The organism is Mobiluncus porci, from assembly GCF_009695935.1.
Taxonomy (GTDB): Bacteria; Actinomycetota; Actinomycetes; order Actinomycetales; family Actinomycetaceae; genus Mobiluncus; species Mobiluncus porci.
Map to the genome: position 1 here is coordinate 1 of NZ_VUMY01000012.1, position 13,573 is coordinate 13,573.

The following is a 13,573-nucleotide window of genomic DNA, read 5'->3' on the forward strand; positions in this document are numbered from 1 at the left end:
CAGACGCGCAACTCGAGGAATACTACCTAAACCAAGAAAACCAGCACATCACCAGGCGAAGCCTCCCCGGATGGGGCGACGGAATCATCTGGAACGAACTCCACCACACCACCCCCTACAACAACACATGGGACTAACCCCCCAGACACACAATTTGTCCTTTAACCCCAGCGCGCCCCTACGAGGTCTGAAATACTTGTTGGGCCGGGTCCGAAGACCCAGCCCAACAAGTAAATGCAATCTCTAGCGGATTAACCCCCGCCAAGGTTTTCTACAGAAAACAGAATGGTTTACGCCGATATTGCCTCCTGTTGTTTCCAGTACGCGGCGCGTTCCTCTTCGGTCATCCCGCCCCAAATTCCATAGGGCTCGTGCGCGTTCAAAGCGTAGGTGCGGCACTGCTCCAAAACCGGGCAGTTGGCGCAAATCGCTTTGGCAGCAGCAGCACGGCGACGACGGGTTCCGCCACGTTCACCGTCAGGATGGAAGAACGGAGCCGTTCCCATATCTTTACAAGCAGCGTCATCTTGCCACTGCCAAGATTCAATCGTCGGAGCGGGGAGGTACGTTACGTTACTCATTTGTTCTTCCTTTCCCTTGTTTTCAACACTTAAAGACTATGCGTCCACTCGGTGAAACCGCGTCCTACCACAGGACGATTTGCCTCGCTGCACCTGTCCGCTAGTAGGATTACCCCTCGGCTAAGCTCCCAGTGAACCTCAGCAATTCCGCTCAGCAGTAAAAGCCTTTCAGCGTTAGAATGAACACCAACAGATTGAGAATTATTCCCGTGGAACCCACAGATAGAGGTAAGAATGACGAAATTCCCCGTGAACCCGTTGGAGGCATTGGCTAAGGGCGAGGATCCCTATGACGCTCTCGGATTGACTTATGATGACGTGTTGTTGCTGCCGGAAGAAACTGATGTGATTCCCGCCGAGGTAGATACTTCCACGCCGCTGACCCGCAATATCACCTTGAAGATTCCCCTGATTTCCGCAGCAATGGACACGGTAACGGAGTCGCGTATGGCCGTGGCGATGGCGCGGCAAGGTGGTATCGGGATCATGCACCGCAATTTGTCCATCGAAGACCAGGCTCAGCAGGTTCGCCAAGTCAAGCGTTCCGAATCCGGAATGGTCACCGATCCGGTCACGATTTTCCCCGACGCCACTATCGAGCAACTTGATGAATTGTGTGGGAAATATCGCGTGTCGGGACTGCCGGTGGTGGAAGACGACAACAAGCTAATCGGGATTATCACCAACCGTGACCTGCGTTTTATCCCGACAAGTGAGTGGGGGACGCGGACGGTTCGGGAAAGCATGACGCCGATGCCTCTCATTACCGGAAGAACCGGAATTTCGCGCGAGGAAGCCCTGGTGCTCTTGGCAAAGAACCGGATCGAGAAACTGCCGCTTATTGATGACAACGGCAAGTTGACCGGCCTGATTACGGTCAAGGACTTCGTTAAAACCGAAAAATTCCCGAACTCCACCAAGGATTCTAAGGGACGCTTGATGGTCGGAGCGGCGATTGGCTATTGGGGGGACGCCTGGGAGCGCGCGGAGGCTCTGGCTGCGGCTGGGGTGGATGTTCTCGTGGTCGATACGGCTAACGGCGGTGCAAAGTTGGCTTTGGAAATGATTCAGCGCATCAAGGGAGACTCCGGATTTGCGGGCGTAGATGTCATCGGTGGCAATGTTGCGACCTATGAAGGAGCGAGGGCGCTTATTGATGCGGGAGTTGACGGAGTGAAAGTCGGGGTGGGTCCGGGCTCGATTTGTACGACTCGTGTCGTGGCTGGTGTCGGGGTGCCCCAGATTACCGCCATCACCATGGCGGCTCGCGCTTGCGAAGACGCTGGAGTGCCGTTGATTGCTGACGGTGGCCTGCAATATTCCGGTGATATCGCGAAGGCTTTGGTGGCGGGCGCGAAAACAGTCATGTTGGGGTCCTTACTGGCCGGATGTGAGGAATCCCCTGGTGAATTGGTCTTTATGAACGGAAAACAGTGGAAGCATTACCGCGGGATGGGCTCCCTCGGCGCCATGAGCTCGCGGGGTCGCAAGTCATACTCGAAAGACCGCTATTTCCAGGCCGATGTATCTTCGGATGACAAGATTGTTCCCGAGGGAATCGAGGGGCAAGTGCCTTACCAGGGGACGCTCGCCTCGGTTATTTACCAGCTCGTTGGCGGTTTGCACCAGTCGATGTTCTATATCGGGGCGCGTTCGATTGAGGAGCTCCGGCATCGCGGTCGGTTTATTCGGATTACCTCCGCTGGATTGCGGGAATCTCACCCCCACGATGTCCAAGTCACGGTGGAGGCCCCGAACTACCAGCGCCACTAAAATTTTCGTGGAAGCAAATTTTTCGCCCTGAGGGGTACGGGTAGAGTTGTTTCCATGATTAATTCGACAGTGCCTTGGTATGAAGGCGCCTGGCTAGGCTTTGATACGGAAACCACTGGGGTGTGGGTGAAACGCGACCGGATAGCGACCGCTTCGCTCATCTGGAGAGAGGGCGGTGACAATCGGGTTCACAACTGGATAATTAATCCGGGCGTGCCGATGCCCCCGCAAGCGAGCGCGGTCAACGGTCTTACCGATGACTACCTGGCTCAAAACGGTGAGCAGCCCGCGGGGGCTTTGGAAAAAATTGCCTCTGAGCTCGCTTCCGCAATGTCTCGGGGGATTCCGGCTGTGGGTTTCAATGTCTCCTTCGATTTCCAGATTCTGGAAGCGGAGCTGGCTCGAAACGGCCTACCTACAGTCCAGGAACGTTTGGGGGGAGCCTTGGCTCCGATTATCGATCCTCTCGTTTTGGACCGCGCCCTAGATAGATACCGCCGCGGAAAGCGCCGCTTGGCTGCGGTTTGTGCCGTCTATGGACTGGGGGAAGACCGTGATTTCCACCACGCGGAGGCGGACGTGGCCGCGACTTTGGATTTACTTTCCGCAATGGTGGATCGCTTTGAGGAGTTGCGTGCGATGACGCTTACTGAACTCCAGCAGTTCCAGCGTGACAGCCACCGCATCTGGGCGGAAAGTTTCAACGAATTCATGAAACAGAAACACGGGAATTTTCACCCTGCCCCCGTGACCTGGCCGGTTCCCTGAAGGGGGCGAAAATAGCAAAATGGCTGCCAAGCCGTTATGCTGGGTAAGGAAAATTTCCTGCGAGGGTGGCAGACTCGCACACATTCAGTCGTGATTTCGGAAAGGTTTTGGAGATGAATACGACAATGAATGTGGATTTCGAGGCCACCGCCGCGAAATCCACGCCGGTAGTGAAATTCGTTGGATCTGGAAAAGCTCGATTCTATGACCTGTTTTTGGCACTATTCGTGGCTTTGCTCTTGATGAGTAATATCTCGGCCACGAAGTTAATCGGCGTAGAGGCAGGACCCCTGTCTCTCGTCTTTGACGGGGGCGCGATTATGTTCCCGCTAACCTATATTCTTGGCGACATCTTGTCGGAAGTCTACGGATTTAAGGGAGCATGGCGCGCCGTTTTCATGGGTTTCGCCGTCTCGATTCTAGCCTCGGTGCTGTTTTACCTGGTGGCGCTCGCTCCGGCTGGGCCCGGGGACATTAATGATGCAGCATTCAAGGCGATTTTCGGTTTTGTCCCGCGGATTGTGGCGGCCTCGCTAGTCGGTTACGTCTTGGGTCAGCTCTTGAATGCTTTTGTTCTGGTGCGGATGAAAGGCCGGACGGGAGAGCGGTTCCTGTGGGCACGCATGATTGCCTCAACATTGGTGGGGGAACTTGTTGACACGGTGGTCTTTTGCACGATTGCCTTCGCGGGGCTTGTCAGCGGGGCGGACTTCCTGAAATACGTCGTGACGGGGTATGTCTATAAGTGTGCGGTCGAGATTATCATGTCGCCTATTAGTGTCCAGGTTATCGGCTTGGTGAAGCTCCAGGAAAGGAATTATGCACCGATTGATACGGGTCTTGTTGAAGGGGATATTCGATAAGGTGCGCCGAGAAAGGACTGGATTGTACCGATGAGCCAAAACTTTGAAATTGTGGCCCGACTAGGGAAATTGGCCCGAGCTGGCATCATTCGCACCCCGCACGGCGATATCCCTACCCCAGCCTTTGTACCTGTCGGTACAAAGGCGACCGTGAAGTCTTTAGTGCCGGAGCAGGTGCGCGACTTGGGAGCGAAAGCAGTTTTGGCAAATGCGTATCACCTCTATCTCCAGCCGGGTCCCGAGATTTTGGACCGCGCTGGAGGGCTCGGTGCCTTTATGCACTGGGATGGGCCGACCTTTACTGACTCCGGCGGGTTTCAGGTTTTGAGCCTCGGGGCGGGGTATAAGAAAGTGCTGTCCCAAGAGTTTGCCGGTAAGGCTACGCCAGTGGTTGAACAGGCGGGCATGGGGACCGACGGTGTAGTCGCGTCAGCAACGGAGTCAGCAAAGCCCGTCACCAGTGGTGTAGCCGACTCCGGCGACAAGCACTCGCATTCTGGGGATAAGCGAGGGATTCTCGAAGAAACCGAAGAAAGCGCAAAGATTGGCGCGCCGACCAAGCACAACAATCACCCGGGATTGGCTCGCGTGGATGATGACGGGGTGAATTTCCGTTCTCACTTGGACGGCACTAAACACCGCTTTTCTCCCGAGATTTCCATGCAAATCCAGCACCAGCTCGGCGCGGATATCATGTTCGCCTTTGATGAACTCACCTCTTTGTTGCACCCCTACGACTACCAAGTCGAGTCCCTGGAGCGGACCCGGAAATGGGCGGAGCGCTGCCTTGCGGAACATCGGCGACTAACGGAGGAGCGGGCGGGAAAGCCCTACCAGATGCTTTTCGGGGTGATTCAGGGCGCGCAGTGGGAGGATTTGCGACGCAAGGCGGCCCGCGACCTCGGCTCTATGTCGATTGACGGACAGGTTTTCGACGGTTTCGGGATTGGCGGGGCGCTCGAAAAAGAGAATCTCGGGAAGATTTGCGCCTGGGTGAGCGAGGAACTCCCCGAAGACCGGCCCCGCCACCTCCTGGGGATTTCCGAGCCGGAAGACTTTTTCGCCGGCATTGAGTCGGGCGCGGACACTTTCGACTGTGTTTCGCCGAGCCGTGTCGCGCGCACCGGCGCTGCGTACTTGGCTAACGGCAGAACCAACATGTCACGGGCGGCTTTCAAGGAGGATTTTGGCCCGCTACAAGAGGGCTGCGGCTGCTACACCTGCCAGCACTATTCGCGGGCCTATATTCACCACTTGTTGAAGGCTAAAGAAATCCTCGCCTCGACGCTTTTGACCATTCACAATGAGTACTACACGGTGAAACTCGTCGCTGACATTCGCGCGGCTATGATTGAAGGAGAAGATGCCTATCGGGATTTTAAAGATGAAGTCTTGGGGAGGCTTGGTCGATTAACAAAGGAGTGACTCTTGGGGCTTTTTGATACATTACGCGGCGGGATTGTGAGCGTGACGGGCGGCGCGCCACGAACGGCAACTGCGCATACCCCATTATCTGTTCTCCAAGCAGGTTCGTTGGACAAGTCAGCCATTCTTGATGCCTGGTCCTTGGTGGAGCGACTTTCTGAGGGGGATTTCAACACAAAAAATGTTGAAATCCTCACCTTTCAGGAACTCCAAGACGATGATTACCACTCTTTATTCAGGGAGCTTCTGGAAAAAGAAAAAAATGACAAAACAAATTATGGAATCGTGGTTTATCTGGGGATTTTCCGCTCAGAACAAGTGATTGAAAAACTTCGTGCGGTATTTGGAACGGATCCCACGGATGAAGAAATTGTCACGGGGAAAAAATTTACCTTGGCGCTGTACTTTGACAAGGATTTGAATCTTAGTGATGGTCAAACTTTCTTTACTGAAAGTGGCTATATGATTCAGAGCAACGGCATCCCGAAACGCGAGGAGTTCGAAACATACGAAAAAAGCGAGAATGAGAAGCTCAAGCAGCGTTTCGAAGACACCGCCGAAGATCCCGGCAAGTTCAACGTGGCTTTTGGTGGGCTCTTGAAGGACACGGGAACCACTGTTGAGGACTGTAGGGTGCAGGCGGTAAAGGATCTTGAAACCGATGCGACTAACCTGCACTCGTTCTTCCTCGACGATCTCGACAAGGCTCGTAAGCTCAATACCGATAACCTTAACCGATACCTTAGCGGCGGGGGTGCGCAATATAACCTGGAGGCTCGTAGCGATTCGCCAGACTTCAACCCCAATCTGTTCCAAGCAATCCTCGAACCGGCCAACTATCCTTTGGGGCGTTACCCGAGTAACACTAAGTATGCACTGTCTTTGATGCAGCAGGTTGCGGTGAACTTGTCAATCGGATACGACAACCAACAGATGCGCAGTGTCAACGGTCCGCCGGGAACCGGTAAAACCACCCTGCTGAAAGACATTTTTGCTGAACTTGTGGTGCAACAGGCCTATGAAGTGGCGAAAACCGGGGGCGGTGAGATAAAAGGCGGACCGGAAAACGCTTACCGGGAGAAGGCAACTATCGGCAATCTTCTTCCCAAAGTCGCCGAAAACAACATAATTGTTGCGAGCTTAAACAATGGTGCGGTGCAAAACATCGTTAATGAAATTCCGCTGATAAAAGATATCGATGAGAAACTGGTTGAGGAACTCAAAACTGCTGATTATTTCCGGGTAATCGCCAATTCCAAGCTAGAGGCAGAACGGCAAGAAGGTGAAGATGGTAAGAAACAAAAGGTTCCTAAATCTTCACCCAACGGGGAGGAAAAATATTGGGGATTGTTCTCTCTGGAAGGCGGACGCTCAGGCAATGTAAAGAATATCCTCGCCAACGTGAAACACGTGGTGAAATATCTCAACCGGGTATATGTATCGAGCCCCGAGGTCTATAAGGATTTCCTTAAGCAATACCAAGAAGTTGCGTCGTTGCGTCGCGGCCCCTCCCGCGGACCCGTGGACTGGAATCTTTCTTATGAAGAATTGCAACAGTCTAATCCATGGTTCGATGAACAATTCAGGATTGCGCAATCTCGGCTTTTCATTGCGGCACTTAAAGTGCGCAAGCAATTCCTGTATGAAAACCGCGAGAACCTCAAGAAGGCCGCGATAATTACGTCGAAACCGGGGGATTACTTCGAGAAGAATCAGCAACTCCCTCGAATCGCTTTTGAATGGATTAACTTCGCGGTTCCGGTTATCAGCTCCACTTTCGCGAGCTTCGCGCGGATGTGCAAATACCTGGGCGAAAACTCCCTGGGTCACCTGTTCGTTGACGAGGCTGGACAGGCACCGCCACAAGCCGGTGTGGGGGCGATAATGCGTTCCAAACACGTGATGGTGGTGGGGGATCCTTCCCAGATTAAGCCCGTGCTGACTCTAGACTCGAAAGTGCTCGGGATGCTTTGCAAACATTACGGAATCACTGAAAAGTATCTTTCCGATTCCGCATCGGTTCAGACCCTCGTTGACTCCGCCAGCCAGTACGGGTTTTACCGGGAGAGTGACAAGAGCTCGGAGTCTTGGATCGGGATTCCGCTGTGGGTGCATCGGCGCTGCCAGTATCCGATGTTTACCATCTCCAACCGGATTTCATATGGCGGTCTGATGGTTCAAGGCAATCCTGGCTATGGGAAAACTGGATGGTTTGATATTTCCGGAAAAGCCATCAATAAGTATGTGGAGGAACAGGGCGAGTTTCTGGCGCAAAAAATTCAGGCAATGATGAAGGATAATCCTGCAATTGCTGATAAAAACGAGAAGGACGTGATCTATGTCATCTCGCCTTTTGCCAACGTGGCCGTGCAGCTCGCGAAGAAGCTTAGTAACATAGGTTTCACTCGGTCTGTCGGGGATAGTGAAAAGGCAACGAATGTGGGAACGATTCACACATTCCAAGGCAAAGAAGCCCCAATCGTTTTCATGGTGCTCGGCGCCGATAACTCAAGCAAAGGTGCCGCCGGCTGGGCTGTGGGAGAGCCAAATATGATGAATGTGGCGGCAACACGAGCCAAGAAAGAGTTCTATGTCATTGGCGATAAACAGCTCTATTTGGGGCTCGGGCCTGTGGCGTCCCAAACCCATGCCACTATTCAGGAATATGCCAGAGATCATCACGAGTTGATTGATGAAGATGTTTCCGTTGTAATCCCAAAGGTTGTTGAGTCGACTGATGCCCGGGAAGCGAAAGAGCAACCGACCGAGACACCCGAGCCCAAAAGTCACGTTATACCGGACTTGAATATGGAAACGAAACTCACCAAATCCGTCGAACGGCCCGCACCGGCTGTTGCTGCGGTTGGCGACGATATGGCCCTGTCGTGGGGGAAGGCTTGCACTTCTTTCGGTGGAGTTCCTGAGGAGTTTAAAGACACAAAAACTGTCAATCAATTGCTGAAAGCCAAGGGATATATCTCTTGGAAGGGCGGTTGGGTGCCGACGGAAAAAGGGCTGGCAATCGGGATTGTTCAATCCGATTACGAAGGAAAACCAACATGTAATTACACCAAGGCGTCTTTTGAAGCCGTGTTGAGAATCCTTACGGGGGAATAAATCTCGGCTAGGGTTAAGTCATGAACGATGAAGTGGAGATTGGGCGCGGCAAACGCGGGCGACGGGCATATTCTTTTGATGAAGTAGCGGTAGTGCCAACTCGGCGAACTCGCGACCCCAGAGATGTATCTTTGAGCTGGCAGTTTGATGCGTACTACATGAAGATTCCGGTGATGGGCGCACCGATGGACTCCGTGATGAGCCCAGAGAATGCTATCAAACTCGGCAAACTCGGCGGGATTGGGGTGCTAGACCTTGAGGGGCTGTGGACGCGCTATGAAGACCCTCTGCCGTTCTATGAGGAACTCACTCGCTTGGATCAAACCTCAGCGAACGTCACCGCGAAACTCCAAGAAATCTACGCCGAGCCGGTGAAACCCGATCTCATGGCCGCGCGCCTAGAGGAGATTAAGGCCGCTGACGTTATCGTGGCCGGCGCGATGAGCCCTGCGGGAACCCAAAAACTGTGGGAAGCCGTTGCGGAGGCGCCCCTGGACGTATTCGTCGTGCGCGGTTCCACCGTTTCCGCTGACCACGTCTCTTCCCAGGCCGAGCCCTTGAACTTGAAGCAATTCATCCACCACCTCGATATCCCAGTCATCGTCGGCGGGGTTGCTACCTATACCGGCGCCCTGCACCTGATGCGCACCGGCGCGGCCGGTGTTTTGGTCGGTTTTGGCGGCGGGGCGGCTTCCACCACGCGACGCACCATGGGTATTCACGTCCCGATGGCGACCGCGGTGGCCGACGTGGCGGCGGCTCGGCGCGACTTCATGGATGAGTCTGGCGGGCGCTATGTCCACGTTATTGCTGATGGGGGCATTGGGCTTTCGGGGGATATTGTGAAAGCGATTGCTTGCGGGGCCGATGCGGTTATGCTCGGTACCGCTTTGGCGCGTGCGTCTGAGGCCCCCGGTAATGGCTGGCACTGGGGGAGTGAGGCACACCATTCGACCCTGCCGCGCGGCTCGCGGGTTGAAGTCGGGACGGTCGGAACCTTGGAACAGGTGCTGTTTGGACCGGCCGACAACGCGGAGGGGACCTTGAACCTGATGGGGGCATTGCGCCGCACCATGGCGACCACCGGTTACACCGATGTCAAGGAGCTCCAGCGTGTCGGGGTCGTAATCGGTTACTAATTTTTCACGCCTATTGAGAATCGGTATCATCAAAGCGTGAGGAATTCAGGCAAGCCTAAGTTGGGTACGTTGCAATCCCCGGCGGGGCGGCGCGCCGGATGGGGGATTGTGGCATGCTTTTGGCTGACAATGCTCGCAATGGCGGCGGTATTTGTTGCCGGTGGTAAGATTCTCGACGGCTTTTTGCTGGCTGCGTCCGGCGGCGAGGTTTCGGATGTTGTGTCAGAAGCTGCCACAACGACAGAGTCTGGCGCGGGAGAGACTTCAGCAACAGTCCCAACCTTCTCTGGGCTTTTCCCCGCGCCTGCAAACCTCACCTTGTGGATTGCCGGCGCGGTGGCGACTCTCTTGGTTTTCCTTGGCAAATTTGGAGAAGCCCACCTCGAAACCACCTCGCAAATCCGCGAGGAAAACCGGATTCGAGAAATGCTCATCACGGGAGTATTCCGGCTCGGTCCGGCACGGGTAAAACGTGCGCAACTCGGTCGCCTCGTGAACCTCGCTACGGATTCCTCCGAAAAATTTACCGTCTATCTCCAATCCTTCCTCCCCCAGGTCAAAGGGTCTTTTTCCGCGCCCATATTGTTGGTGGCGGCGATGGCTGTTTTCGTCCATCCCCTGCTGGCAGTCTTGATGACTGTTTGTCTGCCGGTGATTCCACTCGGAATAGTGGTTTTCCTGAAATTATTTCGTCGCTCGAGCTCTGGATCCACCCGCGCGCGCTCTGCCCTGGCTGCCGCCTACCTTGATGCCTTGGGTGGATTGACGACTTTACAGCTGCTGGGCGCGGGGAATCGTGTTAGTAACCAGCTCGAGGCAGTGGGAGAGGAAAACCGGAGGGCGACGATGCAGTTGCTGCGCTCCAACCAAGTTGTAATCTTCGTGTTGGATACAGTGTTTTCCCTTTTCGCAGTAACTTCGGCGGCAGTTTTGCTGATGTTCCTCGCTATGAATGGGGACGTCACCCCGGGTCAGACTCTCACCGGTCTCGGCCTCGGGCTATTGCTCCTCGAACCCATTGACCACTTCGGATCGTTTTTCTATATTGCCATGGGCGGGCGCGGTGCCGGGCGCGGGATTCTCGAATTTTTAGGTTCCGTTCCCGGTCAGAGGAGGCTTCAACAAGCTGCTGGCGGAGCGGCAGCCGGTGCGGCCCATTTTTCGACCTCCGATGATTCCATGGTGCAACTCGAGGACGTGAGTAGCGGATACGGAGATAGGGACGTGCTTACAGGTGTGAACTTGGCGCTCCGAGAGGGGGAACGCGTGGCGGTAGTGGGTGCCTCTGGACAAGGGAAAAGCACTTTGCTGAACTTGATTAAAGGCTTTATTGCCCCCACTCAAGGGCAGGTTAGGGTCAAGGGGCGTAGTGGCAAGCTTTTGGACGAATCCGCTTTGGTGAGTCAAAACACCTGGCTGTTTACCGGAACGGTGCGGGAAAACCTCGCTGCGGTGGCTCCTGGGGCGAGTGAAGGTGAGTTGTGGAAAGCGCTGCGAGAGGCGCATCTCGACGCGGAGATTCGCGCCCTTCCGGACGGGCTCGATGCGCGCCTGGGGGAAAACGGTGCGGGGCTGTCTTCGGGGCAAAAGCAACGGTTGAGCTTGGCTCGGGCGCTCGTTAGTGGGCGAAAGATTTTGTTGTTGGATGAGGCCACTTCGCAGGTAGATCTCGCTTCGGAACGAGAGATTCTGGCGGCGCTAGCGGAACTTGGTCGGGAATACACGCTTTTGATGGTGACGCACCGCGGGAGGGTGTGCGAGCTGGCCGATCGGGTAGTTGAAGTGTCGAATGGGGAGGTGAGGGGGATTGAGTAAAGATGATGATTCAGCTGCGCTGGAGGGTCAGACCCTTCCGGCTCTGTTCCCTTCGGTCACTACTCCGGAGAGGTCTGACCCTGTGGCTTCGCCGGAGGGGGCTGATTCCGCGGCTGTGTTGGAGAGGTCTGGCCCTGCGGCGTCGCCATCGTTGTGGGAGTTGACTAAATGGCTGGTGGAGTCCACGAAAGAAGTACTGGGTCCGCTTGCGGGCTCGACCGTGGCGCGAATCCTGGACCAACTAGCCGGTATCGCTCTGTTCGTCTTGCCGGTGGTCTTTATTGCCAACGCCTTTTCGGCTGCTGATTGCGGTTGCACCCTCGGGGTGAACGACAGCGTGGCGGGACTGCTGGTGGCGATGATTTTCTTGACCTTCCTCAAGGGCACGTTGCGCTACTTTGAACAGTATCTCGGACACCTCGTCGCCTTCCGTGCCCTCGAAATTCTCCGCGGAAAGGCCTTTCGTGCCATCTATCCCCAGGCGCCCGCCATCGAGGTGAAAACTCACAGCGGGGAGCTTCTCGCTCGCCTGACTAAAGATATCGACCGGATTGAAGTTTTCTTCGCCCACACCCTCGCTCCGGCAATCTCGGCGGCGGTAGTGCCGGGAATCGTGAGCGTGGTGACTTTCGCGGTGGCACCGTGGCCTCTCGGGGTGGCTGTCGCGGCAATTTTCACTGTCGGCCTCGCGATACCGTGGATTGGGATTGGGGCGGGACACCGCGCGGCACGGGACAAACTCGCGATCCGCGGGGATTTGAGCGTTAACGTGACAGATTCCCTTGGGGGAGTGGCAGAAGTTATTGGCTACGGCCTCGAAAAACAACGGCTGCGAGAACTTGACAATATCAACAGCCAACTCTTGAAAGCCAGCGTCCACGGGACTAAAATCGCGGCCTTTCGGGAATCATTCCTGTTGGCTTGGCGTCTGGTGGCGCTGCTGATTTTGCTCGGAGTCGGCGGGGACTGGTTTGCCCAAGGCAAATTAAGTCTCGCAGTATGGCTCCCGGTCATCTTTGCGGTCTTGCGAAGTTGGGATGTTTTGAAAGCAGTGGCTAATTTCGGGGTGGATCTGAACGTGTCTTTCGCGGCCGCAGCGCGGGTTTACCGGCTAGTTCATGCGGGGATGGAACTTGTAGACGGAAAGGAAAACCTACCGGAGGGCGCGCTCGGCCTCGAATTTCGAGGTGTGAATTTCGCCTATGAAACGATGGAGTCATGCTTTTTCGTTTCAAACGGCGGAATGAAACAGCACACCCCCATCCTTTCACGCGGGGTGGCAGGGGTGAGCCTCGAGGTGAAGGCCGGGTCGTGGACTGCGGTGGTGGGAGCCACCGGTTCCGGCAAATCTACGCTGGCACGTCTCGCGCTGAGGTTTTTCGATCCTGATTCCGGCTCGGTTCGCCTCGCAGGGCGAGACCTTCGCGACTATCAGCTTGCGGAACTCCGCCGTGAAATCTCCCTTGTCAGCGCCAACTCGACCCTCTTTGATCTGACTGTTGCCGAGAATCTCCGTCTCGCCGCCCCCGATGCCTTAGACGATGAGCTGTGGGAGGCGCTGCGGCTGGCAGCGGTGGACCAAGAAATCCGTGAGATGGGAGGGCTCACGCGACGTGTTGGCTCACGGGGCGCGGCGCTTAGCGGCGGACAGCAGCAACGAATTGCCTTGGCACAAGCCTTGTTACGACGGTCGAGAATCCTCATCTTGGACGAGCACACCGCGAACTTGAACCCCGAACTCGCGGCGCGGATAGCGGCGAACCTTCGCGCACTCCAGGTTCAGACCGGCATCACCGTGCTTGAAATCACCCACAATCTCGACCATATCGAGCAAGCCTCGCACGCTGCCGTCCTAGATCTCGGGCGAATCATTGAGCAGGGAGCGCCCGCGGACTTGCTTTCCCACGACTCCGCACTCGCCTTTCTTCGGGGCCAATAGCTGAGTCCTACGGGGATACCTTCCTGGGTGACCACTTTCAATGGGTTTTCGTGTGACCGAAAATCAGTCAAATTGCCCTGAACAGCTACTTTACAATTCGAGTAATCCAGAATCGGGTCAAAAACCCATCCATTGTGGCCACCCAGGACGCAA

General features: G+C 55.4%; 9 protein-coding genes. 8 read left to right on the forward strand and 1 reads right to left on the reverse strand.

Features of this window, described 5'->3' with window-relative positions; all coding sequences use genetic code 11:
* Positions 1–290: 290 nt before the first annotated feature.
* On the reverse strand, positions 291–581 hold the full coding sequence (locus tag FYJ63_RS07220) for a WhiB family transcriptional regulator (RefSeq protein WP_154545247.1): 291 nt from the start codon (positions 579–581) through the stop codon (positions 291–293).
* Between the two features lie 234 nt (positions 582–815).
* Between FYJ63_RS07220 and guaB the strand changes: the two genes are divergently transcribed.
* From guaB to FYJ63_RS07260, 8 genes are all read left to right on the forward strand, one after another.
* The gene (gene guaB / locus FYJ63_RS07225; protein ID WP_154545249.1) at positions 816–2,354 is read left to right on the forward strand and encodes an IMP dehydrogenase; all 1,539 of its coding nucleotides are present in this window, start codon (positions 816–818) and stop codon (positions 2,352–2,354) included.
* A gap of 54 nt (positions 2,355–2,408) precedes the next feature.
* Positions 2,409–3,122, forward strand: coding sequence for an exonuclease domain-containing protein (locus FYJ63_RS07230; protein ID WP_154545251.1), 714 nt, complete (start codon positions 2,409–2,411; stop codon positions 3,120–3,122).
* Between the two features lie 113 nt (positions 3,123–3,235).
* A complete protein-coding gene (locus FYJ63_RS07235) occupies positions 3,236–3,985 on the forward strand; it encodes a queuosine precursor transporter (protein ID WP_154545253.1) in 750 nt (249 codons plus the stop codon).
* A gap of 30 nt (positions 3,986–4,015) precedes the next feature.
* On the forward strand, positions 4,016–5,410 hold the full coding sequence (tgt, locus tag FYJ63_RS07240) for a tRNA guanosine(34) transglycosylase Tgt (RefSeq protein ID WP_154545255.1): 1,395 nt from the start codon (positions 4,016–4,018) through the stop codon (positions 5,408–5,410).
* Positions 5,411–5,413: 3 nt separating this feature from the next.
* Positions 5,414–8,527: a DEAD/DEAH box helicase gene (locus FYJ63_RS07245; RefSeq protein WP_229770050.1), complete on the forward strand. Its 3,114-nt coding sequence runs from the start codon at positions 5,414–5,416 to the stop codon at positions 8,525–8,527.
* 20 nt (positions 8,528–8,547) lie between these two features.
* Complete coding sequence (locus FYJ63_RS07250) at positions 8,548–9,666, forward strand: GuaB3 family IMP dehydrogenase-related protein (RefSeq protein WP_154545257.1); 1,119 nt, start codon at positions 8,548–8,550, stop codon at positions 9,664–9,666.
* Positions 9,667–9,804: 138 nt separating this feature from the next.
* Positions 9,805–11,481, forward strand: coding sequence for an ATP-binding cassette domain-containing protein (locus tag FYJ63_RS07255; protein ID WP_229770051.1), 1,677 nt, complete (start codon positions 9,805–9,807; stop codon positions 11,479–11,481).
* On the forward strand, positions 11,474–13,420 hold the full coding sequence (locus FYJ63_RS07260) for an ABC transporter ATP-binding protein (protein ID WP_229770052.1): 1,947 nt from the start codon (positions 11,474–11,476) through the stop codon (positions 13,418–13,420). The genes FYJ63_RS07255 and FYJ63_RS07260 overlap by 8 nt, the downstream gene beginning before the upstream one ends.
* Positions 13,421–13,573 lie beyond the last annotated feature (153 nt).